The 25,037-nt window shown below is 55.2% G+C and carries 22 protein-coding genes; 9 read left to right on the plus strand and 13 right to left on the minus strand.

Annotation, left to right across the window (positions count from 1 at the left end; genetic code table 11):
- Nucleotides 1-97 precede the first annotated feature (97 nt).
- The 7 genes from G5306_RS12750 to G5306_RS12780 all read right to left on the minus strand — a co-directional run bounded on the left by G5306_RS12750 (nt 98) and on the right by G5306_RS12780 (nt 6,341).
- Nucleotides 98-610 (minus strand): cupin domain-containing protein, encoded by a 513-nt coding sequence (locus G5306_RS12750; RefSeq protein ID WP_139433489.1) that lies wholly within the window; start codon nt 608-610, stop codon nt 98-100.
- A 125-nt stretch (nt 611-735) separates the two neighbouring features.
- Nucleotides 736-1,098, minus strand: a complete 363-nt coding sequence (locus tag G5306_RS12755) for a cystatin domain-containing protein (protein ID WP_279490017.1) — start codon at nt 1,096-1,098, stop codon at nt 736-738.
- 100 nt (nt 1,099-1,198) lie between these two features.
- Nucleotides 1,199-1,855, minus strand: coding sequence for a DUF3313 domain-containing protein (locus G5306_RS12760; protein WP_421209190.1), 657 nt, complete (start codon nt 1,853-1,855; stop codon nt 1,199-1,201).
- Nucleotides 1,856-2,245: 390 nt separating this feature from the next.
- Nucleotides 2,246-3,376, minus strand: a complete 1,131-nt coding sequence (locus G5306_RS12765; protein ID WP_219296747.1) for an ABC transporter substrate-binding protein — start codon at nt 3,374-3,376, stop codon at nt 2,246-2,248.
- A 57-nt stretch (nt 3,377-3,433) separates the two neighbouring features.
- Nucleotides 3,434-4,069, minus strand: coding sequence for a LysE family translocator (locus tag G5306_RS12770; protein ID WP_058059345.1), 636 nt, complete (start codon nt 4,067-4,069; stop codon nt 3,434-3,436).
- 40 nt (nt 4,070-4,109) lie between these two features.
- Nucleotides 4,110-4,931: an AraC family transcriptional regulator gene (locus G5306_RS12775; protein ID WP_216979748.1), complete on the minus strand. Its 822-nt coding sequence runs from the start codon at nt 4,929-4,931 to the stop codon at nt 4,110-4,112.
- A 198-nt stretch (nt 4,932-5,129) separates the two neighbouring features.
- Nucleotides 5,130-6,341 carry a 3-deoxy-D-manno-octulosonic acid transferase gene (locus G5306_RS12780; RefSeq protein ID WP_216980247.1) on the minus strand — a complete coding sequence of 404 codons (1,212 nt, stop codon included), beginning with the start codon at nt 6,339-6,341 and terminating at the stop codon, nt 5,130-5,132.
- Nucleotides 6,342-6,577: 236 nt separating this feature from the next.
- Between G5306_RS12780 and G5306_RS12785 the strand changes: the two genes are divergently transcribed.
- Together G5306_RS12785 and G5306_RS12790 are read left to right on the plus strand one after the other, a co-directional pair.
- On the plus strand, nt 6,578-7,639 hold the full coding sequence (locus tag G5306_RS12785) for a glycosyltransferase (protein WP_421255335.1): 1,062 nt from the start codon (nt 6,578-6,580) through the stop codon (nt 7,637-7,639).
- Nucleotides 7,640-7,691: 52 nt separating this feature from the next.
- Nucleotides 7,692-8,669, plus strand: coding sequence for a hypothetical protein (locus G5306_RS12790; protein ID WP_216952610.1), 978 nt, complete (start codon nt 7,692-7,694; stop codon nt 8,667-8,669).
- Between the two features lie 38 nt (nt 8,670-8,707).
- On the opposite strand, the gene G5306_RS12795 is transcribed toward G5306_RS12790, so the two are convergent.
- From G5306_RS12795 to rfaD, 4 genes are all read right to left on the minus strand, one after another.
- Nucleotides 8,708-9,784, minus strand: coding sequence for a glycosyltransferase family 9 protein (locus tag G5306_RS12795; RefSeq protein WP_421312950.1), 1,077 nt, complete (start codon nt 9,782-9,784; stop codon nt 8,708-8,710).
- On the minus strand, nt 9,781-11,007 hold the full coding sequence (locus tag G5306_RS12800; RefSeq protein ID WP_216952608.1) for an O-antigen ligase family protein: 1,227 nt from the start codon (nt 11,005-11,007) through the stop codon (nt 9,781-9,783). The genes G5306_RS12795 and G5306_RS12800 overlap by 4 nt, the downstream gene beginning before the upstream one ends.
- Before the next feature lie 3 nt (nt 11,008-11,010).
- Nucleotides 11,011-12,771 (minus strand): polysaccharide deacetylase family protein, encoded by a 1,761-nt coding sequence (locus tag G5306_RS12805; protein ID WP_421312951.1) that lies wholly within the window; start codon nt 12,769-12,771, stop codon nt 11,011-11,013.
- 118 nt (nt 12,772-12,889) lie between these two features.
- Nucleotides 12,890-13,846 (minus strand): ADP-glyceromanno-heptose 6-epimerase, encoded by a 957-nt coding sequence (gene rfaD, locus G5306_RS12810; protein WP_040069912.1) that lies wholly within the window; start codon nt 13,844-13,846, stop codon nt 12,890-12,892.
- A gap of 158 nt (nt 13,847-14,004) precedes the next feature.
- On the opposite strand from rfaD, the gene G5306_RS12815 reads away from it, so the two are divergent.
- The 5 genes from G5306_RS12815 to G5306_RS12835 all read left to right on the plus strand — a co-directional run bounded on the left by G5306_RS12815 (nt 14,005) and on the right by G5306_RS12835 (nt 20,053).
- Nucleotides 14,005-14,649 (plus strand): TetR/AcrR family transcriptional regulator, encoded by a 645-nt coding sequence (locus G5306_RS12815; RefSeq protein WP_005340848.1) that lies wholly within the window; start codon nt 14,005-14,007, stop codon nt 14,647-14,649.
- 115 nt (nt 14,650-14,764) lie between these two features.
- Nucleotides 14,765-15,955 (plus strand): glycine C-acetyltransferase, encoded by a 1,191-nt coding sequence (locus G5306_RS12820; RefSeq protein WP_005342487.1) that lies wholly within the window; start codon nt 14,765-14,767, stop codon nt 15,953-15,955.
- 55 nt (nt 15,956-16,010) lie between these two features.
- Complete coding sequence (tdh, locus tag G5306_RS12825) at nt 16,011-17,039, plus strand: L-threonine 3-dehydrogenase (protein WP_005340852.1); 1,029 nt, start codon at nt 16,011-16,013, stop codon at nt 17,037-17,039.
- A 197-nt stretch (nt 17,040-17,236) separates the two neighbouring features.
- Nucleotides 17,237-17,692, plus strand: coding sequence for a c-type cytochrome (locus G5306_RS12830; protein WP_421312952.1), 456 nt, complete (start codon nt 17,237-17,239; stop codon nt 17,690-17,692).
- A gap of 84 nt (nt 17,693-17,776) precedes the next feature.
- Nucleotides 17,777-20,053 carry a putative bifunctional diguanylate cyclase/phosphodiesterase gene (locus G5306_RS12835; protein ID WP_181223098.1) on the plus strand — a complete coding sequence of 759 codons (2,277 nt, stop codon included), beginning with the start codon at nt 17,777-17,779 and terminating at the stop codon, nt 20,051-20,053.
- Nucleotides 20,054-20,055: 2 nt separating this feature from the next.
- Here G5306_RS12835 and rep read toward each other — a convergent pair whose 3' ends face one another.
- Complete coding sequence (rep, locus tag G5306_RS12840; protein WP_421312953.1) at nt 20,056-22,068, minus strand: DNA helicase Rep; 2,013 nt, start codon at nt 22,066-22,068, stop codon at nt 20,056-20,058.
- Between the two features lie 181 nt (nt 22,069-22,249).
- Here rep and G5306_RS12845 point away from each other — a divergent pair, with 181 nt between their 5' ends.
- Nucleotides 22,250-23,470, plus strand: coding sequence for an aminotransferase class V-fold PLP-dependent enzyme (locus tag G5306_RS12845; RefSeq protein WP_421312954.1), 1,221 nt, complete (start codon nt 22,250-22,252; stop codon nt 23,468-23,470).
- 13 nt (nt 23,471-23,483) lie between these two features.
- Complete coding sequence (locus G5306_RS12850; protein WP_421206282.1) at nt 23,484-23,918, plus strand: SufE family protein; 435 nt, start codon at nt 23,484-23,486, stop codon at nt 23,916-23,918.
- A gap of 21 nt (nt 23,919-23,939) precedes the next feature.
- On the opposite strand, the gene tcdA is transcribed toward G5306_RS12850, so the two are convergent.
- Nucleotides 23,940-24,776: a tRNA cyclic N6-threonylcarbamoyladenosine(37) synthase TcdA gene (gene tcdA / locus G5306_RS12855; RefSeq protein ID WP_421312955.1), complete on the minus strand. Its 837-nt coding sequence runs from the start codon at nt 24,774-24,776 to the stop codon at nt 23,940-23,942.
- Nucleotides 24,777-25,037 lie beyond the last annotated feature (261 nt).

Genomic DNA, 25,037 nt, shown 5'->3' on the forward strand with positions numbered 1-25,037 from the left:
TGCACGCCACAGGCGGAAAACAGATAGCAAAAGCCTGCCACGCGGCAGGCTTTTTTATATCGGGTGGTGCAGATCTGGTGCGCAGAAGGGCTGCGCCCTAGAAGGGGCCGTTGCTCTCGCGCAGCTTGTCGGGCAGGCCGTCGTGATCACCCAACTCACGCTCGGGTACGTCATCCCAGTGCAGCTTGCCGAGGGTGATATTGCGCTCGGGATGCACGGCGTAGTGGATGCGGTTGTCCTCCCGATCGGTATCGCCGATGCAGAGCAGCCGGACAGTCTCTTCGGTGTTGTTGATAAAGGCGTGGGCCAGTCCGTCACCGGCCTTGAAGCCCACCGAATCGCCCGGTTGCAGCCGATAGAGGACGCCATCGAGCCAGACATCCGGCGTCCCTTCCAGCACGTGAACAAACTCGTCTTCGGTCTTCTCGGCATGGGGCCAGCTGGTGCGATGGCCGGGTTCGACAATCTCGTGGTGAATGCCGATGCGGCTAAAGCCGAAGTGTTTGCCGAGGGCACAGCCGCGGGAAAGGGGCTCCTGACTGCCGGAGTAGTAGCGCGGCGTCTGCTCTTGCAGCTCGCGCCAGTGTTTGATGCAGGGGTGGCGATTCATAGCGGTTCCTTTTCCATGAGGATGCAGTCACGGGAAGGGTCATCCTGACTGTCAGAATGCGGGGAGAAAAGCAGAAATTTTCTGGTCAGATGAGCCCCTCTGACGAGGGGCTCAACAAGCAGGAATTACTTGGCCTTGACGCAAGGCAAGGGAGGAAGCTCGCCCTGTGCAGCCGTGCGGGTCATCTGGTAGTTGCCGGCAAGATCCCGATAGACACGGGTGTTCCACACCTCTCCGTTGTCGAGCTGGAACTCGATGTCGTAGTTGACCCCGGAGACCACCTGGCTGCGCACCTCGCGGATGCTCTGCAGTTTGGCGGCCGTGTTCATGCGAGCCAGCACGCTGGCCAGCGCAGCCTCCCCTTCCGCATTGGGCAACGCCTGACTCTGCCAGCCACCCGCCATCGGCGCACACTCAGGCGTGGGTGACGAGGTGCTGCAGGCACTCAACAGGCCAGCAACAAGGATGGGTAACAACACGCGTTTCATATCATTTTCTCCTGCCTGCAAAATGACCACCTTATCAACATCTTGCCGTTATTGCAGCCCAAAAGGCTCCCGCTGCGCCCCGCCTGGACGCACCAATCGATCAGCGCCCCAGATTGTCCGCCAGCTGTTTGGCGCGGCTGGCCGCCCACTGGTCGATCATCTTCTCCATCTCCCCGGCGGTGATGGGCTCATCCTTGTGGGTGCTGTCCGTACTCTCGCGGGCATCCATCACCCGCACCAGCAGCTTGCCGCTCCGGGAGTCGAGCAGCTGGGCCATGCTGCCCACCTTGAGCAGGTAAGGCTCCTTGCCGATCACTTCGCGGGTGACGTTGATGGCGATCTTGGCTGGCAGCAGGTCACGCAGCTTGGGGTCGGGGCGGGTCAGGTCGAAGTTGGTGACGGCGGCCTGGATCCGCATCACTTTCGGGCCGGGGGCGGTGGCGATCTTGACGCCCTGCTTGATCAGCTCGCTCTGGAACTTGTCGTGGTAGTAGCGGCCAATCTGGTTCTGTTCGTTGGCGGTCAGCAGATACCACTGACCATTCTCCTGCCGGATAAACTGCAGCGGATCGAGCAGCACTTCATTGTATTGGCGCAGGTCAACGCCCGGCTCCTTGTAAACGCGCTGATTGGGGTTGCTCTCGCTCTGCTGGAAGGCTGTCAGCGGGATCGCCTGCAAGCTGTGGGATACCTGATTCTTGACGGCGCAGCCACCCAGAAGGGCTGCAGCCACGGCAACCATCACGACCTTTTTCATATTTGCTCCTGCATTTTACTGTTTGTTTTTGCTGTGGATTTCGCACCACATGGCTGGAGAACCCGTGCCGGATGCCGCCAATGTCACAGAGAAATAACCTATTCATCACCTTCCCACAAGGGACAGATCAGGATTGTTCAGCTCACATCCAAGTTGTCACAATTGAGGCACTTTTGTACAGGGTCAGCCAGGGTATGAACGGCAATCTGGCGAGGGTTAGGTTGTTTAATCCGGCTCAATGGGGCTGCGGTAAGCGCGCAGTTTTTTCAAACGATGCAGGCCAGCGAGCGGCGTGAATTGAACGGGGGAATGCCCTGAAACGCGCGATGACCGATCATCAGCCATCTTGCGCAAACTTGCCTGCCGCCGGAGAAGCGGCAGGCTCATTCATCAGTTATCGAGATCCCAGGGGCACTGCTTGACCAGCCCCTCTTTGCCGCTGGCGACGATCGCCTGCTGCACCATCCGTTTGTAGCGATTCTTGATATGGGCGGGCAGCGCGGGCACCAGCAGTCGCTCGTCAAACTCCGGCAGCGGGCGATCCGGCAGCACCGCCTGCTCCTGCGGGCTGAGGGGTGGCCGGGAGGCAATATTGCTGGCCGAAATGGTGGGCGTGCCCACCAGCATCTGGCGTTGCAGCGGCGCGCTCAGCAGAAAATCCACCAGCAGGTAGGCGGCCTTGAGCCGTGCAGGATCATCCCCGACATGGCGAGCGATGGAGAGGGCATCGAGGGCATAGATGGCCCCCTCCTGCACCATGGCGATCCGCCACTGCTGATCGTTCTGCTTGTTGCACTCCACCAGCTCCAGCCCCCAGGTGGTGGCAAAGGTCTGCTGGCGCAGATCCTCGCAGCGGTTGGCCTGATTGAACCAGAAGCCACGACTGGCTTGCAGCCGCTGCGAGAGCTGCTGCTCCACCTCTTGCTGCAAGGTCTTGTCGGCCAGCATCTCGCCGCTGGCAAACAGGGCGGGCGACTTGCCCAGCGAGAGCAGCACCGAAAAGAGCAGTGGCTCGAACTGGTCGCAGAACTCGGCAAACTGGCCCGGCGGCGAGCTGTTGGCGAGCACCTGCCAACTGGTGGGCGCTTGCGGCACCTGCTTGCTGTCATAGGCGAGGCTGAACATGGCGTAGGAGAAGGGCACCGAGTAGTTGCGCTCCCCCTGCTTGTCATACTCGGTGTTCTTGAGGGCGGGCTTCACCTCGGGGTAGTGCTGCAGGCGATTGAAATCGATGGGGAGCAGCAGCTTGAACAGCGGCTGGTGATGGGCCTTGTAGAAGTAGCTGGTCGGCAGCACCACATCGGCGCTGCGGGTGCGCAGGGCGCGGTAGACGCTGTCGAAATCGGTCAGCAGCGGCTCGATCCGGCTGACCGTCGCTTCCACCCCATGGGCTTTGGCGTAGTCGGCAAACTGTTGTTCATAACCCGCTGGCAGATAGCCCCACTCCAGCAATTTGAGCTGAACCGGGGCCGCCAGCGCCGGGGTCATCCCCAGCAACCAGCAAAGAGGCAGTAGACGCATGGCCGGGCACTCCTGACAGGCAAACCTTGTTGGAGTATAGGCCCATGCGCCGACTCGTCAGGCCACCAGCTCGGCGCCCATGCTCGCCAGAATGGAGAGGCTGACCACCGCAAACAGCACGCCGGTCACCAGATTGAGCGGTCGCTGCACCCGCAGCAGCAGGCGCTGGGCACGATCGGTGGAGAGGCTCCACGCCAGCAGCCCGAACCAGCAGAGGGAGATGATGAAGAGCTCGCCCACCAGCAGGCTGCGGGTCATTCCGTCCACCTCTGGCGTCACCATGGCGGCCAACAGACCGATAAAGAACACCAGCGCCTTGGGGTTAAGCAGGTTGGTGGCAAGGCCAGTGCGCACGCCCCTGCCCCAGCCGCGCAGCTCGTTGGCGGCGCTGGCCATCACGGTACTGCTCTGCTGCCGAGCCGCCATCAGGGCGCCCCACCCCAACCAGCCCAGATAGAGGGCGCCGCAGCACTTGATCACCATAAACAGCAGCGGGTGACTGGCGATCAGCATACTGATCCCGGTCAGGCTCAGGGTGGCGTGCACCATGATCGCCAGCGAGATGCCCAGCGCCGCGCCAAGGGCGGTCGGCCGGTGCAGGCTGGTGCGCAGGATCAGGGCGAAATCGGGGCCGGGGCTGGCCAGTGCAATCAGGTGCATCAGGCCGAGGGTAACGAACAGACTGGTCAGCATAACAACTCTCGCTTTAACGACGGAGAGCCAGCATGGCGGATCAGCGGGGGGCGCGGCTTGTAAAAGATTGCATCTGGGCACGAAATTCGGCGGGTGTCAGACCGAATGCCTGGCGAAAGCCGTGGTGGAAGTGACTCTGATCGAAGAAGCCGACCGCCAGCGCCACCTCGCTCACCGCCATCCCGCTCGCCAGCAGCCGCTTGCCCTGCTCCAGCCGCAGCCGTTTCAGCCAGGCGTAGGGGGTCATGCCGCTGCGCTTCTTGAACTGGCGCAGGAAGGCGAAGCGGTCGAGCCCAACCAGCCCCGCCAGCTCTTCCAGCGAGTGGGGCTCGTCGAGGGCCGCCATCAGGTAGTCGCGCAGAAATCGCAACTGGGGATCCGCCAGCTGGTGTACCTCGGGGGCCAGATGCAGCAGCTCCCCCAGCAGGGCGAGCAGCTGGCTCTCGATCAGCAGGCCATCGGCCTTGGGGTTGTCGAGATAGCCGTGCAGCTGGGCAAAGCCCTGATAGAGGTCGGGGCGGCTCTGCAATCCCTTGTCGAAGAAGGGTTCCGGCTGCTCCGGCAGCCAGAGCGCCAGCTGCTGCGGATCGATGGCGAAGACCCGTACCTCATACCCTTCCGGCAGCAGGCTGAGGCCGTCGTGCACCTCATCCGGGTTGACGGTAGAGAGCACCCCGCGCACCAGATGGTGGCTGTTCCCCTTATGGATAAACTTCTGGCCACCCCGCTGCACCAGCCCGATATGGTAGTCGAGATGGACATGGCGACCGTAGCTGAACGCCCTGTGGTGGGAGTGTGACAGCTCGACCCCCGGCAGGTGCGGGGATTGCCAGTAGCGGATGAGGGAATCGGTGGTATTCATGGGTTATAGATACACCGCAAACAAGCTGAAAGCTTGTAGATTATTGCATTCCGGCTATGCCTTTGCAGCTGGTGCAATGGCCACCAAAGCAGGTCGGCTACGCCACCAGCGATAACCGGCAACCACAACCCGCTTATTGAGCTACGGAAAAAGCAAAGGGAGGCATTACGCCTCCCTTCGACTGATCACACAACCCAGTTACTTGGGTTGCAGCTTCATCTCCTGCAAATACTCCTGCACCTGCTGCTTGTAGTCCGCCTGATAGGAGAACTTGGTGCTGTCGCTCGCCGCAATCAGGTTCACAGCGGTGCAGAACAGGGTGGCTGCCAGCAGCCCCTTGCCAACCCACTGAGGATGGTTGCGGCTCCAGCTAACCAGCAACAGCAGGATCGGGAACAGGGCATAGGGGAATATCAGCATCAGGTGCCAATAGTTAAAGATGATGGGCGAGAGCGCCGCACTCACCAGCACAGCCAATACGGCCGCCAGCGCATAGAGGCCGAGCCAGCTCGTGCCGTCCACTGATGCACGGTCGCTGCGCAGCAGACGCGGCTTGAGATCCCGCCACAGTTGCCAGTTGGCCTTGGCCGCCAGCAACACGGTGGCAGAGCCCACCCCGTAGATCACCACCCGCCACAGCCAGACTGCTGTCATCTGCAAATATTCATGACCCGCCAGCCAGATGAACTGAGTGTCGTTGACCAGCTTGCTGGCAAACAGCCAGGAGCCGTAACGCAGCCAGTAGATCACCGATTTCAGCACCGGATAGACATGCACCAGCCCCCATCCGATATAGCGCTGACGCGCTTCGGGATCGACGTTCTGGGTGATATGGCTGTTGCTCATCACTTCCATGGCGTAGGGGATCAGAGATGCACCGATCAGCAGGGCAGCGACCACCACCCCGCTCCAGCTCACCTTGAGGATGCGGCGCCAGAAGAGGTAGGTGGAGATCACAGCCAGCAGCGGCCAGGAGTAGTGCAACTGCATTGCCATACCGATAGCCAGCAGGTGAACAATCATGTGCCAGAATGAGGCCCGATCGCGCATATGCCAGGCCGACCAGCAGTGCATGGCCGAGAAGAGGAAGAGATAGGAGGGGTTGTAGAGCAAACTCTCATACTGGAACCAGGGGTTGAGCCAGCAGAGCACCAGAAACAGCAACCGCGCATTGCCCTTCGATACGGGGTCAACAAACACCTGGCGGATAACCGCATCAAATAGCAGAAAACCGACCAACCGCATCACCAGCAGCAACACCATGGGGGCATAGGGAGAATCCCACAGTAGCAGCGGCCCACCAATCAGCCAGGCCGACAAGCTCCCCGGCACATTGCCCACCGCACTCGCCGCATTGCCATAGCTGAGCCAGACCCCCTCATAGGCTCCAAGGTAACCCTTGTAGAGCATCTGGGTCTGGTCGCCGGTGAGGAGCTGATTAACAGAAAACAACCAGGAGAGCAGCAGCCCGGCAAATATACAGGCCGCGAATAATGCGTTATGGTAGCGCCCACTAAGACCAATCATTGATCCACACCTATTGAAAAAATTGCTAACGACTTTAACAGTTGCCACCTGATTTTGCTCGTTTACGATTCACATTTTTAGTAGATTTACCAGTCAGTTATGAGACCCGCGGAGCAGTTATGACCCCACCAGTTAAAAAGTTTTTATTCATTGTTGAAGACTTGTATGGTGGTGGTGCGGAAAAGGTTCTGCTCAATACCGCATCCTTGCTAAAAGATGCAGGTGTCGATGTTACCTTGTTTACCTTGCGGGAAAAAATAGACCATACGCTACCTGACAACATTCACCCGATTAATCTTGGCATTGTCACAAAGCTGACTAAAGCCATATCCAATGTTGCGGTTGAAAAAATACAAGCATCTCTGATCTTGAAAAAAGTCCAAGAGATCTCGCCTGACGTAATTATCTCATGCTCATGTGACAAAATTACCAGACACCTGCCTGATACACTGAATATTTATTACTGGATCCACGGAAATGTCACCGGCTTTGCCAAAGACAATGCCAAAGGATATGAAAAATTCAAGCGTTTCTATAATGGCAAGAAACTGATCTGCGTATCTCGAGGCATCGCGGACGACATTTTGCACAATGTAAGAGCCACACCAAAATCGTGTCAGGTTATCTACAATCCGTTTGATATCGAGAAAATTCAGGCGTTGGCCGATGAGCCTTTCAACAAGCCATTTGAAAAGTATTTCATCCATGTCGGCACTTTCGAAGAACGAAAACGCCACGATCGTCTCTTGCAGGCATATCAGCTAAGCGGCGTTGCTACGCCACTCGTTCTGATGGGCAAAGGGGAGCGACGCCCTCACATTGAAGCCATGATCGAGGAGATGAACCTTGCCAACAAGGTGAAGATCATCGACTTTCAGAAGAACCCCTACCCCTATATCAAAGCCGCTCAGGCGCTCATCCTGACATCCGATGCTGAAGGGCTGCCAACAGTGCTTATTGAAGCACTCATCTGCCATACCCCGGTGATCAGCGTGGATTGCCCGTCTGGGCCGGCAGAAATTCTTACTGGGCCACTGCAAGATAACCTTTGCTCCCTTTTTGACATTCCCAAAATAGCGCAAAAAATATCTCGTATGGATATTGATAAAATGCATATACCAGATCATTTTTACAGCCCATTCTCTAGTACAGAGACCATAAAATCATTTATGTCACTTTAGTTTATTAAATTTAATGAAATAACATTGAAATGTCATTTTGAGAGCTAATCCAATGAATATCCTATTAATAGGTATCGATAACGCAGGGCTCATTACCCCGATAGTTGAAGAGATGCGACAACAAGGACACGTGGTTACATTTATTGAGAATGGAGAAATATCTAGATATGATTACCTGCACCCAGTAGAGAGAATATCAAACTTAATTTCAAAGGCTCTGTTTAAAAGAAATTTAAAACAAGAAAGAAGCTGGCTGTCGACCACCCAGTTTTTGAATGGTTTTACAAAAAACCGCCACTTTGATATCACTATCCTCACTAATCCTGATATTTACACGGCAGAACATCTGACACAGCTCAAAAAATGCACCAACAGGATGATTTGCCACCTGTGGGACAGTACTCTCAGAATGCCAAATAATATCAAAAACATTTCACTTTTTGATAAAGTTTTGAGCTTTGATCCGCAAGATGTTAAAAAATATGGCTTTACACCAGTAACTAACTACTATAAAAAGAATTTAACCCCACTCCAACCAAACAGAAACTATGATGGTGATGTGTTTGGTATTTTTAGCTTTGATCGTGAACGCTACGCCTTTATGACTGCATTTCTGGATGCCAACCCAGACTTAAAAATTAAAATCATGATTTATGTTGATCACCACCGAAAGATCAAAAAAATAAGAGACAAGAGAATCGAAATAATTACCAAGCCAATTACTGGTGATGAACTATTGGCAATCTCATCGGCTTATCACTGTATTCTTGATATAGGATACCAGTCACAAAAAGGCTTGTCTTTTAGATTCTTTGAGTCTCTTGCCTATGAACAAAAAATAATATCAAATAACAATACCGCAGAGACATTTCCGTTCTTTCATCCCAACAATATATTTTGCATAACAGATACAGATCTAAAAGTCTCACCTGACTTTTTAACGATCCCTTATCATCACATATCTGACGAGATAAAAAATCAATACAGACTAGATATATGGGTAAATAAATACATAAAGGCGATGCTTTAATTTTTATTCTGCACCAGGCTATGGTGCAGAAATCTAAATTATTGTGCTATGTACTGAACATACCAATCATTAAATTGATTCTCAAACTCCTCCATATTAATGTAGTTTACATTTTGTTCTTTTTTGGCATCAACATACATTACCATGGCTTTCTCAAAATTTGGTAACCACTCCCGGTTTTCACCTTTACCAAAATTATCATTATATATTCCAAATATAGGTTTTTTCAGCCCTGCGGCAATGTGTACTGTCGCCGTATCTACAGACACGATACCGATACTATTTCTTATTTGAGCGAATAGAACACCTAAAGAATGGGATGAGTCATGTGTGATAACTCTTTCCCTTAAGATATCAGGCATTCTCCTGATATTGTGTTCTGTGTCAATTTTCTTTATCGGTGGATAGAGCAAACATACATTATATCCAGGCTTGCTCAACATAACCTTCAGGATCTCGATAATTTTTTCATCATTAAATGTTCGTGAGCTGCCACTACCGTAAGGATTAAAACAGATTGTGGGATTATCAGGCCAGCTAGATTTAACGCTTGACTCATCTTCAAGATATTCTGGAACAATATAATCTGTATCGGGGTTATCAACCCCCATTTTATTAACGGCCAAGGCAAACTTCTGTGAGAAGTGAATATTCTTGGTTAAATGACCAATTTTAATATTCACACATTTTATTTTGTCATCTATACCAATAACATTTTTTACAGATAATTTTGAGATAAAGAAAATATCTTTCATCTTCATTTCATTAGTAAGATGAACAAGATATTCAATATCTCCTATATCTCTAGCCAATGAGGCGAGTGCTGCATAACTTGGTCTTTTCGGAATAGAATAAACTTCATCAAAAAGAAACTGGTTTTTAAATAAAGACCTCATCTCAGGGGTTGTAATTGCAACTACTTTTTTGCCTGGAAACTTCTTTTTTATTTCACGAGCGACCCAAGATGATACTATGGCATCCCCCAATTTGGCATCCCAACGAACAAAGACTATAGCACCATCTTTACTTGAAGCTGATTTCAAAGATCGGTCAAAAAGCACAATCCCTATTTTACGACGAATGATATCGCGCCATGATTGCAATTTCTTAATCATTTTCTTCCCTCCAAAGGCGATACCTTTATTGTGGTAATTAAAGCCGAAAATAAAAACATGAAGAATATCATCCCGGAGTTATGACTTATAAATGCTTGACTCAAGCTATAATCAACAAGAGTTAATGATGAAACCGCCAACATACTACTGACCAATAAGTTATCTCTATTTTTACTCGCAACCCAAAGTGGATAAAAGTACAGCAGAGCTAACATCAAGAAGCCTATAATGCCGCGTTTAGCCAATTCATCTAAAAATTGATTATGTGCATGTGAGTTAAAATTATAAATGAACTCGGATATAGAACCATTATTATATTGGTTTAATTGTGATAAGCGAATTCCGTTATTTCCCCAACCAAAAATTGGTTTTTCCAAAAAAGAGTTATATGCACTTTCCCACAACTGCAATCGAATGCCTAGAGATGTATCCGGATTCACACCATCAAAATAATGAACAACATCCGCTTTTGCATTATATATCCTATCCATTACGCCACTTTGCGGAAGCATAGCCAAGAAAAGCAACAAGGCACATACAGTGCTTGCATAGAGACCATCTTTCAGGGATAGCTGTTTTCTAAAATAAAAAACTATTGTAAACAAGACGATTGGAAGTAAAACCCAGCCACCTCTGGTCCCGGAGAGAAAACTGCCTATACCCCCCATTAAAAATGAAAGAAGCATAAAGGCAGCAATGTTTTTCTTCCCTAAATGGCGGAACCAGAAAAAAGCACACAGACATAACAATGCCAATGTCATGCTGATGTTTCCTGACTGAATTGGCATGCTTTCATCAAAAGCTCGAGGCATTCCAAGATAAAACTTTTCATATATTGCGATTAGACCTGAACTCACTGCTCCTATAGAGAGGCCAGCAATAAGAACGTTTATGTTAATGGGGAACACACTTAATAAAGGTAAGGTCATTGCAGCCATTAACAAACGACTTGGTCGATCTAACTCTTTGAGTGCGCCACCATCAATCCAGATTGACACTGCTTGGATGACAAAAAAAGAGATGAATATATATGATAATATTTTCACCTCTGAACTCATTGCCAAATAATATTTTTTACGCCAAAAGACAAAAACACTTGCCAAAACTAAAATGCTGGGCCCATATCCATAGCCACTGGGGACCGTTAAAACTATTGCGCCAAATAAAAAAGCTGCAAATTGCACAATAATATTTAGTCGTAGGCAATTTTTATCTAAATTCACAAGTTATTTCCTGAACACATAATTCCCACGAATTTTTCGCCACAGCCCGAATACATCGGTACGGGGGAAGATGGCAATCCGGCGGATCTGGAAAGGGTCCTGGTGCATTGCTTTGGGGCCGCTATTGGTAGCGACGGCAAAACGATACCCGGCGGCGATAGCCTGCTCCTTGGCACTCTCGTTCATATCTCCGTAAGGGTAGGCAAACGAGAGCAGCGGATGGCCAAGCAGGGCCTCCAGTTGGCGTTTATTCTCCTGAATTTCATGGGCTTGTTGTTCGGGTGTGAGCTTGCTCAAGCGGGGATGGGTCAGGGTATGACCACCAATTTCTACATGACCACTGGCGGCCAACGCCTTGACCTGCTCACCACTCATCAATGAAACCTTGGTATCCGGATTGGTCGGATGCTCCACATCCCAACGGTTATAACCTTCGCCGGTGACCACGTACACCACAGCTTTGTAACCATATTTTTCCAGCAGTGGCAGCATGCGGGTCAGGTTGTCCTGATAGCCGTCATCGGCGGTGATCATCAGGTACTTCTTGCCGTATTGCAGACGGTAGATAAAGCCTTTGTCCGCCAAATCGCGGAAAGTCAGGGTTTCGTAGCCTAGCCACTTCATCAGTCGCAGATGCTTCTCGAACATGGTGATCGGTATCCAGGTGCCATGCACCCCTTTCTCGCTATCCTGCTCGATAAAACGGTGGTACATGATGACCGGCATCTCGCGGCGCAGTGTTTCGACTACGGCATCCTGATAGATGGTTTCGAGGCCGGATACTACCCCCTGCAAGCCATACTCATCTTGAATGCGTTGCCGAATGGCTTCCGGCACCGTCTTGCTGGTCAAAGCGGTCTCGATTTCTCCCTTAAGGGCAGCAAAATCGATAGCCAGATCCTTGGGGCCGATATCGCCAAAATTGCTGGCCAGCGCCTCGTCCAGATTCTGTTCGGTCACCAGACCAATGGCCTTGGCTTCACCAATGGCAAAGGCGGGCCGACCACAGAGCAGTGCTTCCATCGCTACCCGACCGGCGCCGATCACCAGATCGCAACTCGCCAGCAGAACGGGGACATCGTCAACATAGCCAACAAACTCGGCACGATCTTCGAAACGGGCAAAACGCTCCGGCACCTTGGTGCCGCTGACAATCCGCACCTTGCAGGCATCCAGGTCGAGCACTTCATCGAGCAGACGGTAACAGAGCTCCCCCTTGGGGCCACTCAGGCGCCCGATGATGGCAATTACCGGCTTTGGGTTGTCCGGCACAGGCACAGGCTGGAATTTGTCGGTTTCGATACCGTTGCGCAGCACCTGCACGATCGCGGGATCTACCCCCAGATTGTCGACAATCTGATGGGCAATATCCTCACAAACAGCAACCGCCCGATAGCCGAGTGCATGGAAGGCCTTGCGCGAAGCGTGCACTGGCTGGCGACCATGCACCGTGGTGATCATCGGGGTGCCAGTCAGCTTGCAAGCCACATAGCTGCTCCAGCCGGAGGCGCGGGAGTGAGCATGCACCAACTGGATATGGTGCTTCTTGATGAGATAGATAAGGTAGAAGACGTGCCAGAAGCGGCGCAGAATACTGCGCTTGTTGAATCTCAGTTTGAAGACGGGGCCAAGCGTCGGCTTGGTCAGGGTATCTGACACATAAAAGACGTTGTGACCACGCCGGGTCAGTTCGTTACCGACCGTGGTGGCATAGACCTCAGCTCCCGTTACCTCGAGTTGGGAGAGAGCCATCAATATATTCATCGCGTGGTTACCCGGTAGAGAAGAGAGGAACGGCAAGCAGCCACAGAGACCAGAAACCGGAAGCAGGCGAGTGCCCACTTCCGGTTTTGCGCTCAAACTGCCGCGTTGTGCTCACCCGTTAGCGGTTGAGCCAGGCCATGTAATCCGCTACCCCTTCGGCAACGGTTTTGAACTCGGCGTCATAACCCACGCTGCGCAGCTTGGTCATGTCGGCCTGGGTAAAGCTCTGGTAGCGACCCTTGAGGTGATCCGGGAAGGGGATGTATTCGATAGAACCCTTCTGATGATGCTTGATCACCGCTTCGGCCACGTTCTGGAACGGCTCGGCACGGCCGGTACCGCAGTTGAAGATGCCGGAGTGCTGCGGGTTCTGCCAGAACCAGAGGTTTACCTTGCAGACATCGTCAATATAGATGAAGTCACGCATCTGGCCACCGTTCGGGAAGCCGTCACAGCCTTCAAACAGCTTGGGATTCTCGCCCTTCTTCACCTGGGTATTGAGGTGGAAGGCAACGGAAGCCATGGAGCCTTTGTGCTGCTCGCGTGGGCCGTAGACGTTGAAGTACTTGAGGCCAACGACCTGAGAGTTGATCTCCGGCATCCAGCGGCGCACGTACTGGTCAAACAGCTGCTTGGAGTAGCCGTAGACGTTGAGCGGCTGTTCGAACTTGGGATCTTCGATGAAGTTGTCGTTGCGGCCACCGTAGGTCGCGGCAGAAGAGGCGTAAATGAACGGGATTTCACGCTCGATGCAGTAGTGGAACAGATCCTTGGAGTACTCGTAGTTGACCTCCATGATGAACTTGCCGTTCCACTCGGTCGTCGCAGAGCAGGCACCTTCGTGGAAGATCACCTCGATGCCGTTGTCCCACTCTTCAAACTCGTCACCGGAGACGATCCGAGCCTGAAACTCGTCTTTGTCCATGTAGTCAGCGATGGTCAGATCGACCAGGTTGACGAACTTGGTGCCGTCGGTCAGGTCATCAATGACCACGATATCGGTCCGTCCTTGAGCGTTCAGCTGCTTGACCAGATTGCTGCCGATAAAGCCAGCACCGCCAGTTACTACGATCATGGAGTTTGCCTCTCGTACGTTGATGGCTACATGTGACTGCTTGTTAAAGCTGTGTATAGTGAGCCAATTTGAAATTGCCGAAAAGTTTATCACGGGCCGTCCGGGGATTCGACCTTGTTCAAAACTGCCCCGAGCGGAACCTGTTGGAGGAATGAGTGATGAAAACCAGAGACAGGATCATTCACAGCGCGACCGAGCTGTTCAACGATCAGGGTGAACGCAACATCACCACCAACCATATTGCGGCGCACATGGGCATCAGCCCGGGCAACCTCTACTACCACTTCCGCAATAAAGAAGACATCATCCACTCCATCTTCGACCAGTATGCCCGCCACCTGAGCGAGAGCTTCGTCCCGACCCGCAACCGTGAGATCACCCTGCAGGATCTGATGGGCTATCTCGATGCCATCTTCTATCTGATGTGGCAGTTCCGCTTCTTCTACGCCAACCTGCCGGACATCCTGAGCCGTGACGAACCGCTGCAACAGAAGTACCTCAAGGCCCAGGAACAGATGCGCTCTTCCGTGGTCGCGCTGCTCAGAAGCCTGCGCGAAGGCGGCATTATCGATGTCAGCGATGAAGACCTGCCGGATCTGGGACAGACCATCAAGATGGTGGTGACCTGCTGGATCCCCTTCCAGATTGCCCAGGCCCCCAACACCCGCATCACCAAACCTCTGCTCTATCAGGGCGTGTTGAAGGTGCTGTTCCTGCTGCGCCCCTATGTGCAACCCCAGGTGGCCGGACAGATCCAGCAACTGGAACAGCACTACCGTCAGCTGGCCCAACCAGCTGGGTGAGATCTGTTTCACATTTGTTGAATATCAGCACAATCATTTGAATTTACCGCAACAGATTGCAGTAAAATGTCGCCCTCTGTTGATACGCAGCTGAAATAGCCACTAAGGATCGAGGATGTCTAACGGATTCTATCGTCACCTGACCGAGCAACTGAACCAGGTGCAAGCTGAAGGGTTGTACAAGCAGGAGCGCATCATCACCTCCGCCCAGCAGGCCAGCATCGCCGTCGGCGGTGAGCAGGTACTGAACTTCTGTGCCAACAACTATCTGGGGCTGGCCAACCACCCGGATCTGATCGCCGCCGCCCATCAGGGGCTCGACAGCCACGGCTTCGGCATGGCCTCGGTACGCTTCATCTGCGGCACCCAGGATCAGCACAAAGCGCTGGAGCAGAAGATGTCTGCCTTCCTCGGCACCGAAGATACCATCCTCTACTCCTCCTGTTTCGATGCCAACGGCGGCCTGTTCGAGACCCTGTTCGGCGCCGAAGATGCCATCATCTCCGATGCCCTCAACCACGCCTCCATCATCGACGGCGTGCGGCTGTGCAAGGCCAAGCGCTATCGCTACGCCAACAACGACATGGCCGAGCTGGAAGCCCAGCTCAAGCAGGCTGATGCCGACGGCGCCCGCTTCAAGCTGATCGCCACCGACGGTGTCTTCTCCATGGATGGGGTCATCGCTGACCTCAAATCCATCTGCGATCTGGCAGACAAATACGATGCACTGGTGATGGTGGATGACTCCCACGCGGTCGGCTTTATCGGCGAAAACGGTCGCGGCACCCACGAATATTGCGGCGTGATGGATCGGGTCGACATCATCACCGGCACCCTGGGCAAGGCGCTCGGCGGCGCGTCCGGTGGCTATACCTCCGGCAAGAAAGAGGTGATCGACTGGCTGCGTCAGCGCTCCCGCCCGTACCTCTTCTCCAACTCGCTGGCCCCCTCCATCGTTGCCGCCACCATCAAGGTGATCGACATGCTGGCCGAGGGTCACGACCTGCGCGCCCGCCTGAAAGAGAACAGCCGTTATTTCCGCGAGCGGATGAGCGCCGCTGGCTTCACTCTGGCTGGCGCCGACCACGCCATCATTCCGGTGATGCTGGGGGATGCCAAACTGGCCTCCGAAATGGCAAGCCGCATGCTGGCAGCTGGCATCTATGTGGTGGGCTTCTCCTTCCCGGTCGTGCCCAAGGGTCAGGCCCGCATTCGTACCCAGATGTCTGCCGCTCACACCCGCGAGCAGCTGGACAAGGCGATCGACGCCTTTATCCGCATCGGCCGTGAACTCGGCGTTATCTGATTTGAATCAAGGGGCTGCAGCCCCTTTTTTCTGCATTCATATTGAAGGAACAGCCATGAAAGCACTCTCCAAACTGCACAAAGAGGTCGGCATCTGGATGACAGATGTGCCGGCTCCCGAGCTCGGCCACAACGACCTGCTGATCAAGATCCGCAAAACCGCCATCTGCGGCACCGATATCCACATTTACAACTGGGACGAGTGGTCCCAGAAGACCATTCCGGTACCCATGGTGGTCGGCCACGAATATGTTGGGGAAGTGGTCGCCATCGGTCAGGAGGTGCGCGGCTTCGCCATCGGCGATCGGGTCTCCGGCGAAGGGCATATCACCTGCGGTCACTGCCGCAACTGCCGCGCCGGGCGCACTCACCTCTGTCGCAACACCATTGGCGTTGGCGTCAACCGCCCGGGTGCCTTTGCCGAGTATCTGGTGATCCCCGCATTCAACGCCTTCAAGCTGCCGGACAACATCCCGGACGAGCTGGCCGCCATCTTCGACCCGTTCGGCAATGCGGTGCACACCGCCCTCTCCTTCGATCTGGTGGGTGAAGATGTGCTCATCACCGGGGCAGGCCCCATCGGCATCATGGCTGCCGCCGTCTGCCGCCATGTGGGTGCGCGCCACGTGGTGATCACCGATGTCAACGAATACCGGCTGGAGCTGGCCCGCAAGATGGGCGCCACCCGCGCGGTCAACGTGGCCAAGGAGAAGCTGGCCGACGTGATGAGCGAGCTGGGCATGACCGAAGGCTTCGACGTGGGGCTGGAGATGTCCGGCGTCCCGAGCGCCTTCCAGGAGATGCTCGACAAGATGAACCATGGCGGCAAGATCGCCATGCTCGGCATTCCCCCCTCCACCATGGCCATCGACTGGAACAAGGTGATCTTCAAGGGGCTGTTTATCAAAGGGATCTATGGCCGCGAGATGTTCGAGACCTGGTACAAGATGGCCAGCCTGATCCAGTCTGGGCTGGATCTCTCCCCCATCATCACCCACAGATTCCACATCGACGAATTCCAGCAGGGGTTCGATGCGATGCGCTCCGGCCACTCCGGCAAGGTGATCCTGAGCTGGGATAAATAACCCATTTCACCCCTTGGTTACTCGAAACCTGGCGAATGCCGGGTTTCTTTTTATCTCCACCACCCAAATTGCCGTGATATCGGCCAAAACTTTGTACGCAGAGTGTTTAACACTTCACACACAAGCGTTTAAATGGCTGTAACTATTCGGTTATAATCCCGTCGTTTACATGGATAATAAAAGACTGCTGGGAGTATATGAGCGTGTTGAAAAAACTGAGCTATTTGCTGGCTGTCGGGATGACGGCCGCCAGCTTGTCTGGGGCAGTGCTTGCTGCCGATGAGATGTCACCGGAAGCCATTGCCGAGCGGATCAAACCAATCGGTCAAGTCTATACCGCCAAGGACCTGGAAGGTATTGCCGGCGCGAGTGCTGCACCGGCGGCGGCCGCCTCTTCCGGTCCCCGCGATGGCGAAACGGTATACAAAGGCGCCTGCTTTGCCTGTCACGACACCGGCGCCGCCGGTGCCCCCAAACGGGGTGACAAGGCCGCTTGGGAACCTCGCATCGCCCAGGGCATTGATACTCTCAAGAAACATGCCATTGAAGGCTTCACCGGCAAGTCCGGCATGATGCCTCCGCGCGGTACCTGTGCGAACTGTAGTGATGAAGAGATTGAAAACGCCATCCACTACATGATCGACAAGCTGTAAGTATTTGAAAGGGCCGCAATTGCGGCCCTTTCAATCTATCGGCTTCCGACTACTCTTGTAAGGTAGACATATCGGGAGTTGCACATGTCGTCCCAATCCATCGAACCCCACTACTCAACTCCTCTGTTGGCGTTGGTCTCTGCCATTATGGACTTCCCGGCGCCACAAACCGCCACGTCTGACGATTACGATTCCCTGATCCAGCAGATTGACCAACTCTGCCCGCTGCAACATTTCGGCATGCTGGGCCTCTCCGATACCGGCCTGAACTGGCTTTACGCCTACAAGGTCAGCGACATCTTCAAGCAACAGCTGGGCCGTGAGCAGTCCCGCATAACCGATCAGCTCACCCAGCTGGATGAGGCCGAAGGGTGGTGCGTCTTCCCCATCGAGCATGGCCAGATACAGTGGTTGCTGGCGCGTGGCACACCAGCCGACCTGCCGACCCTGCGTCTGCTGCTTGAGTGTCTGGCCAAACGGCTGACCGAAACCCAGGCGGGATCCCATCTCACCGAGCTCCCTTCACCGCTGATCCGCAAAGACCCGAACTGGAAAAAGAAAATCGAGAGCATCAGCCGCATCATGCGGCTCGCCAATACCCTGCCGGCCCAGGCGCTCTTCTCCCAACTGGAAGCGGTACTGCGCCAGATGCTCACCATTGAGGACATGCTGCTGGTCAGGCTAACCAGTCAGAAGCTGGAAAAGATCTACCCTGCTCATCCCCATCAGGGAGACGAGTTCATCAGCGGCTTGTGCCACAGCACCAGCAATATCGAGGTGAGCAGGGAGTCACGCTACTGGCACAGCATGCCGCTGCGGCTGCAACAACAGTACTTCGCCCACTTCATCATCAGCACGGCTCAACCGCTGGAGACCGACGACAAGCTGTTTCTCGACTTTCTGCGTGGCCAGCTCACCCTGCTGCTGGAGCTGAGACGGATCCGCCAGCAGCTCAACGACATCAATACCGAAGACTCCATCAACCAGCGGCTACAACAGCTGCGTCAGACCAACCTCAGGCTGCAAAAGCAGCTCAAGCAGCATCAGGAGCTGGAACGGCGATTGCAATTCGATGCGCTTCACGACCCGCTGACCCAACTGCCCAACCGCGCGCTGTTGATGAACCACCTCAACCACGCCATGACCCACTACAACCGCTACAAATCGCCGGGATTCGCGGTAATTTTTATCGATGTGGATCACTTCAAGCAGATCAATGACACCCTGGGCCACAGTGCTGGCGATCAGCTGCTCAAGGAGGTGAGCCGCCGCCTGCAGACCTGCATCCGGCAAAACGATTTGGTGGCAAGACTGGGGGGCGACGAGTTTGTCATCTATCTGGACAGCAGCAAGAGCGACGATGACATCAGCCCGGTGCTCAACCGCATTATCAGCCGTCTCTCCTACCCGTTCCGGCTACTCGGCAACGAGTTGAGCATTACCGTCAGCCTTGGGGTATCGAGCGTCTCCGAGCAAACCTCAGATATCAGCCAGCTGCTCCATCAGGCCGATTTGGCCATGTATCAGGCCAAGCGCAATGGTCGCAGTCGCATCGTCAGCTACTCGGATGATTGCATCAACCAGAACTGGAATTCGCCGGAAGAGATGCTGGCCAGAGCCCTGCGGGAGGGGCGTATCGTCCCCTACTTCCAGCCTGTGATCCGGCTGCAGGATAGCCGCCTGACCGGACTGGAGGTGATGGCGCGCTGGCTGACCGAGGAGGGGATTCTGAAGGATGCGTTCGACTTTATTCCGCTGGCAGAGCAGTGCGGCCTGATTCTGGAGCTGGATTACCAGATCCTGCGCCACACCTGTCAGCAACTGAAGAACTGGCTGCCAATCTCCGGGCAGAGCAAGTTCAAGGTCGCCATCAATCTGTCGGGCAAGCATCTGGTCAACCATGACCACATCATGCGGCTGATGGGAATTATCGAAGAGGAAGGGGTCGCCCCCGGCTATCTGATTTTTGAATTCAACGAGCGGGAACTGTCGCGACAAGATTCCGATGCACTGGCGTCGCTGCACGAGCTGCGCGCCAAGGGTATCCAGATCAGCCTCGATGATTTCGGCACCGGCTTCTCCTCCCTCAACGCTCTGTTCCACTTCCCGGTGGATTACATCAAGGTGGATGACAGCTTTACCCAGCGGATGCTGCAATCGCCCAAAGATTTGGCGCTGATCCGCGCCATGCGGGATATCTGTCAGGATCTCGATTACACCCTGGTAGTCGAGGGGATCGAGAACCAGCAGCAATTGCAGAAGCTGATTGATATCGGCTGCCGGATGGGGCAAGGGCGCTATATCTCACCGCCCATGCCGGGAGCAGACATAGTACCGCTACTGACCCCGGCCAATCCTTAGGGTTAATCCTTCTTGAACAACGCCCGCAGGTTGGCAACACCGACCTGCCCCTTCTGCTGGCGCTCCTCGGCAGTCACCTTCTTCTGGTTTTCCCATTCAAGATCATCCTGTGGCAGCTCCAGCAGGAAGCGGCTTGGCTCCGGACGTACCGACTCGCCAAACTGGCGCCGCTCCTTGCAGAGGGTGAAAGTCAGTTCGGTCTGAGCCCGGGTGATCCCCACGTAGGCGAGACGCCGCTCCTCCTCCACATTGTCCTCGTCAATGCTGGTCTGGTGGGGCAGCAAGCCCTCCTCCATCCCCACCATGTAGACATAGGGGAACTCCAACCCCTTGGAGGCATGCAGCGTCATCAACTGCACCTGATCGGCGTCATCCTCCCCCTCGTTACGCTCCATCATGTCGCGCAGGGTGAGGCGAGTGACCACCTGTGCCAGCGTCATCGACTCCTCCAGCTCATCCCCTTCAAGCATCTCGGTGATCCAGCGATAGAGGGTGGAGACGTTCTGCATCCGCATCTCGGCCGCTTTCGGGCTGGGGGAGGTCTCGTAGAGCCACTCTTCGTAGTGGATCTCCTTGATCATGTCCCGCACCGCCTCCACCGGATTACCGCGCAGCGCCTGATCGCCAAGGCGTACCAGCCAGTTGGTAAATGCCTGCAGGGCCACGAGTCCGCGCCCGGAAAGGTGCTGCTCCAACCCCAGCTCGAAGCTGGCGGCAAACAGGCTCTTGCCGCGCTGATTGGCATACTGACCCAGTTTTTCGAGGGTAGTGGGGCCGATCTCGCGACGCGGCAGGTTGACCACCCGCAGGAAGGCTGTGTCCTCATCCGGATTCACCAGCAGCTTGAGGTAGGCCATGATGTCCTTGATCTCGGTACGGGAGAAAAACGAGGTGCCGCCGGAGATACGGTAAGGGATCCGGTTGGTCATCAGCGCCTTCTCGAAGATGCGCGACTGATGGTTGCCCCGATAGAGGATGGCGTAATCCTTGAACCGGGTGCGGTTCATAAACTTGTGGCCCATCATCTCGGCGGCGATGCGCTCCGCCTCGTGCTCCTCATTCTTGGCAAACAGCACCTTGAGCTTCACCCCCTCATCCAATTCGGAGAAGAGCGCCTTGTCATAGACGTGGGGGTTGTTGGCGATCAGGATGTTGGCGCACTTGAGGATACGCCGCTTGGAGCGGTAGTTCTGCTCCAGCTTGATCAGCTTGAGGCTGGGGAAATCCTCGCTCAGCAGCACCAGATTCTGCGGCTTGGCACCGCGCCAGGAGTAGATGGACTGGTCATCATCCCCTACCACGGTAAAACGGGCACGCTCGCCGACGATCTGCTTCACCAGCTCGTACTGGCTGGTGTTGGTGTCTTGGTACTCATCGACCAGCAGATAGCGGATCTTGTTCTGCCAGCGCTCACGTACCTCCTGATTGTTCTTGAGCAGCAGGGTCGGCATCACGATGAGGTCGTCAAAATCCAGCGCGTTATAGGCCACCATCTGGCGGTGATAACGCTCGTAGAGCTGGGCCATCAACACCTCTTCCGGCCCGCGGGCAATGCGCATGGCGCGGGCTGGCAGGATGAGATCGTTCTTCCAGTTGGAGATTTGGCTGATAAGGGCCGAGAGCTTGTCCTTGTCGTTGTCGAGCTCGTCTTCAGTCAATTCTTTCAGCAGCGCCAGCTGGTCGGTGTCATCGAACAGGGAGAAGTTCGCCTTGAGATTCAGGCTCTTGTGCTCACGACGAATGATATCGAGCCCCAGGGTATGGAAGGTGGAGACCATCAGCCCCCGCGCCTCCTTGCGCCCCAAAGTCTGGCCAACCCGCTCCTTCATCTCCCGCGCAGCCTTGTTGGTAAAGGTGACCGCAGCTATGTTGCGCGCGTTGTAGCCGCACTGCTGCACCAGATAGGCAATCTTGTTGGTGATGACGCGGGTCTTGCCCGATCCGGCACCCGCCAGCACCAGGCAAGGGCCGGAAACATACTTGACCGCTTCGTTCTGATTGGGGTTGAGCTTCATGGGCCGGATCTCTTGGCTTATGATGAGGGGCGGCATTGTACCAGAAATCACCCGACGAGCCGTACCTGCTGCACGGCAGGCAACCGCCAATCGGGCTTATCGCGCCTTGTGTTCGAGCGCTATTTTCAGGATCATGGCCGACCTTTCGAGATGATGACTTTTTCCAGATGATGAGGGGAGCATGAATCAGCAACAGCATGACCAACTGCGCAGCCAGTTTCCAGCCTTGGCGCAGGCGGTAAACGGCCACCCTCTGGTCTATCTGGACAATGCCGCCACCACCCAGAAGCCACACGCGGTACTGGATGCCATCGCTCACTACTATCGGGCCGACAACGCCAACGTGCACCGTGCCGCCCACGCCCTGAGTGGCCGCGCTACCCGAGCCTTTGAGGCTGCCCGCGAGACGGTCGCCCGCTTTATCAATGCACCCCGCAGCCACGAAGTTATCTGGACCCGTGGTACCACAGAAGCGATCAATCTGGTGGCCCAGAGCTGGGGGATGAACGAGCTCAAGGCGGGGGAGGAAATCATCCTCAGCACGCTGGAGCACCACGCCAATATCGTCCCGTGGCAACTGGTCGCCCAACGCACCGGCGCGGTGATCCGGGTCATCCCGCTCGATGAGCGGGGCGATCTCGATCTGGCCGCCTATCACGCCATGCTGGGGCCACGGACCCGTCTGGTAAGCGTGGCCCACGTATCCAATGCCCTTGGCACCGTCAATCCAGTCAAAGAGATGGTGGCAGCGGCCAAGGCAGTCAGCGCTCTGACCCTGCTCGATGGCGCTCAGGCGGTGGCTCATCTCGAGGTGGATGTGCAGGCCATAGGTTGCGACTTCTACGCCTTCTCCGGTCACAAGCTCTATGGCCCGACCGGCATCGGTGTGTTGTGGGGCCGCACCGAACTACTGGAGCGGATGCCGCCCTGGCAAGCCGGTGGCGAGATGATCGATCGGGTCAGTTTCAGCGGCACAACCTTCAATACCCTGCCCTTCAAGTTCGAGGCGGGCACCCCCCATATTGCTGGCGCTATCGGCCTCGCCGCAGCCATCGACTTTGTGATGGGGCAAGATCGGCATTGGCTCGCCAGCCATGAGCAGGCGCTAACCGACTATCTGGTCGCAGGCCTGCAACAGGTGCCGGGGCTGCGCCTGATCGGCGAACCCGACCAGCGCGCCGGTGTGGTCTCGTTCCTGCTGGAGGATATCCACCCGCAAGATGCCGCTACCCTGCTCGACATGCAGGGGATCGCCTTGCGAGTCGGCCATCACTGCGCTATGCCGCTGATGGAATCGCTCGGGATCGGCGGCACCATGCGCGCCTCGCTGGGCTGCTACAACAATCGGGATGATGTCGATGCCCTGCTGGCCGCCCTGCACAAACTCAGTGACTTCTTCTAAGGCAGACAACCGAATGAGTAACCTCGCAAGCTATACCCAGATTGGCCTTGAGCCCAACGCCGACATCATCCGCCAGCAGTTTGCCGCCGCTCACGGCTGGGAGAACCAGTACCGGCTCATCATCCAGCTCGGCAAGCAGTTACCGGTGCTACCCGGCGAATGGCAGCAGGAGGCATTCCGCCTCAAGGGTTGTGAAAGCCAGGCGTGGCTGAAGGGAGAGAAAAGCGAGGATGGCTGCTGGCATTTTGCCTGTGATTCCGATGCCCGCATCGTGCGTGGCTTGATCGTCATCGTGCTGGCCGCGCTCAACCACCAATCGTCTGCGGCGATCCAGGATTTTGATATGGAAGGCTATTTCAGCGAACTTGGGCTTGAGAAACACTTGAGCCCGTCACGAGGTAACGGGCTCAGAGCGATCGTGCTGGCGATCCGGGAACAAGCGGTCTAACCCGCCTTGTTCAGTGGTCGATTAGGCTTCGCCAATCGCCCCTACTTCTTCATTCCCGACCTCTTTCTCGGCGCGGGCCCCCCGCTCGGCAATCTTCTTCAATACCCGGGACGCGGCAACCAGCCCAAAGGTTGCCGTCACTGGCGTCACGGCGCCAAAACCGGAGGCGCAATCCATCTTCATGGTGCCATCGCTGGCCGCCTTGGCCTGACAGGTACCGCCATTGCCATCCGGATAACTCAACTGCTCGGTTGAGAAGACACACTCCACTCCGAATTTGCGCGCCGGATTCTTGCTGAAGTTGTGCAATCGGCGCAAATCGGAGCGCACCTTGGCTGCCAACGGGTCTTGAATAGTCTTGGCCAGATCGGCCACAGTGATCTGGGTCGGATCCATCTGCCCGCCAGCACCACCCGCCACAATCACCGGGATCTTGTTGCGCTTGCAGAAGGCAATCAGCGCCACCTTGGCCTTGACCGAGTCGATGGCATCCACCACATAGTCAAACTCCCGCTTGATATGCTCGGCCAGATTATAGGCGGTGACGAAATCATCCACCTCGATCACTTCGCAATCCGGATTGATGGCGCGAATACGCTCGGCCATCACCTCGGTCTTGAGGCGACCAACCGTACCCTGCATGGCGTGGATCTGGCGATTGGTGTTGGTGATGCAGATATCATCCATGTCGATCAGGGTGATCTGGTTGATACCGGCACGGGCCAGCGCCTCCGCCGCCCAGGAGCCAACGCCGCCGATCCCCACCACACAGACCTTGGCCTGGCTAAAGGAACGCAGGGCGTTCTGACCATAAAGACGGGCAATGCCCCCGAATCGCTGTAGATATTCTGCTTTCATACCACCACCTTGCTTGAGGGCGGCCATTATAACGGCAACCACCGCCAGCCGCGATGGCAAAACCGGAGAAAATCGAGGAGGAAAAATGGAGAAAACGGCAGGGAAGAGGGAATAAAAGGTCAGTTATCTGACGATTTTCTGAATTGCAGGCAACAAAAAACCCCGCTCATCGAGCGGGGTTCTTAAATTGGGTGCCTGGCAGTGTCCTACTCTCGCATGGCGAATGCCACACTACCATCGGCGCTACCGCGTTTCACTTCT

Origin of the sequence: Aeromonas sp. 603404 (genome assembly GCF_049171775.1) — a bacterium.
Classification (GTDB): Bacteria; Pseudomonadota; Gammaproteobacteria; order Enterobacterales; family Aeromonadaceae; genus Aeromonas; species Aeromonas veronii_A.

Coding starts and splice junctions, on each gene's coding strand:
- G5306_RS12755 (WP_279490017.1), bottom strand. CDS start 1,098: ATGAAACGCGTGTTGTTACCCATCCTTGTTGCTGGCCTGTTGAGTGCC.
- rfaD (WP_040069912.1), bottom strand. CDS start 13,846: ATGATCGTAGTAACTGGCGGTGCTGGCTTTATCGGCAGCAATCTGGTC.
- G5306_RS12850 (WP_421206282.1), top strand. CDS start 23,484: ATGAGTAACCTCGCAAGCTATACCCAGATTGGCCTTGAGCCCAACGCC.
- G5306_RS12780 (WP_216980247.1), bottom strand. CDS start 6,341: ATGCTCTACAAGGGTTACCTTGGAGCCTATGAGGGGGTCTGGCTCAGC.
- G5306_RS12845 (WP_421312954.1), top strand. CDS start 22,250: ATGAATCAGCAACAGCATGACCAACTGCGCAGCCAGTTTCCAGCCTTG.
- G5306_RS12795 (WP_421312950.1), bottom strand. CDS start 9,784: ATGATTAAGAAATTGCAATCATGGCGCGATATCATTCGTCGTAAAATA.
- rep (WP_421312953.1), bottom strand. CDS start 22,068: ATGAAGCTCAACCCCAATCAGAACGAAGCGGTCAAGTATGTTTCCGGC.
- tcdA (WP_421312955.1), bottom strand. CDS start 24,776: ATGAAAGCAGAATATCTACAGCGATTCGGGGGCATTGCCCGTCTTTAT.
- G5306_RS12830 (WP_421312952.1), top strand. CDS start 17,237: ATGAGCGTGTTGAAAAAACTGAGCTATTTGCTGGCTGTCGGGATGACG.
- G5306_RS12790 (WP_216952610.1), top strand. CDS start 7,692: ATGAATATCCTATTAATAGGTATCGATAACGCAGGGCTCATTACCCCG.
- G5306_RS12760 (WP_421209190.1), bottom strand. CDS start 1,855: ATGAAAAAGGTCGTGATGGTTGCCGTGGCTGCAGCCCTTCTGGGTGGC.
- G5306_RS12820 (WP_005342487.1), top strand. CDS start 14,765: ATGTCTAACGGATTCTATCGTCACCTGACCGAGCAACTGAACCAGGTG.
- G5306_RS12815 (WP_005340848.1), top strand. CDS start 14,005: ATGAAAACCAGAGACAGGATCATTCACAGCGCGACCGAGCTGTTCAAC.
- G5306_RS12785 (WP_421255335.1), top strand. CDS start 6,578: ATGACCCCACCAGTTAAAAAGTTTTTATTCATTGTTGAAGACTTGTAT.
- G5306_RS12770 (WP_058059345.1), bottom strand. CDS start 4,069: ATGCTGACCAGTCTGTTCGTTACCCTCGGCCTGATGCACCTGATTGCA.
- G5306_RS12805 (WP_421312951.1), bottom strand. CDS start 12,771: ATGAATATATTGATGGCTCTCTCCCAACTCGAGGTAACGGGAGCTGAG.
- G5306_RS12765 (WP_219296747.1), bottom strand. CDS start 3,376: ATGCGTCTACTGCCTCTTTGCTGGTTGCTGGGGATGACCCCGGCGCTG.
- G5306_RS12775 (WP_216979748.1), bottom strand. CDS start 4,931: ATGAATACCACCGATTCCCTCATCCGCTACTGGCAATCCCCGCACCTG.
- tdh (WP_005340852.1), top strand. CDS start 16,011: ATGAAAGCACTCTCCAAACTGCACAAAGAGGTCGGCATCTGGATGACA.
- G5306_RS12750 (WP_139433489.1), bottom strand. CDS start 610: ATGAATCGCCACCCCTGCATCAAACACTGGCGCGAGCTGCAAGAGCAG.
- G5306_RS12835 (WP_181223098.1), top strand. CDS start 17,777: ATGTCGTCCCAATCCATCGAACCCCACTACTCAACTCCTCTGTTGGCG.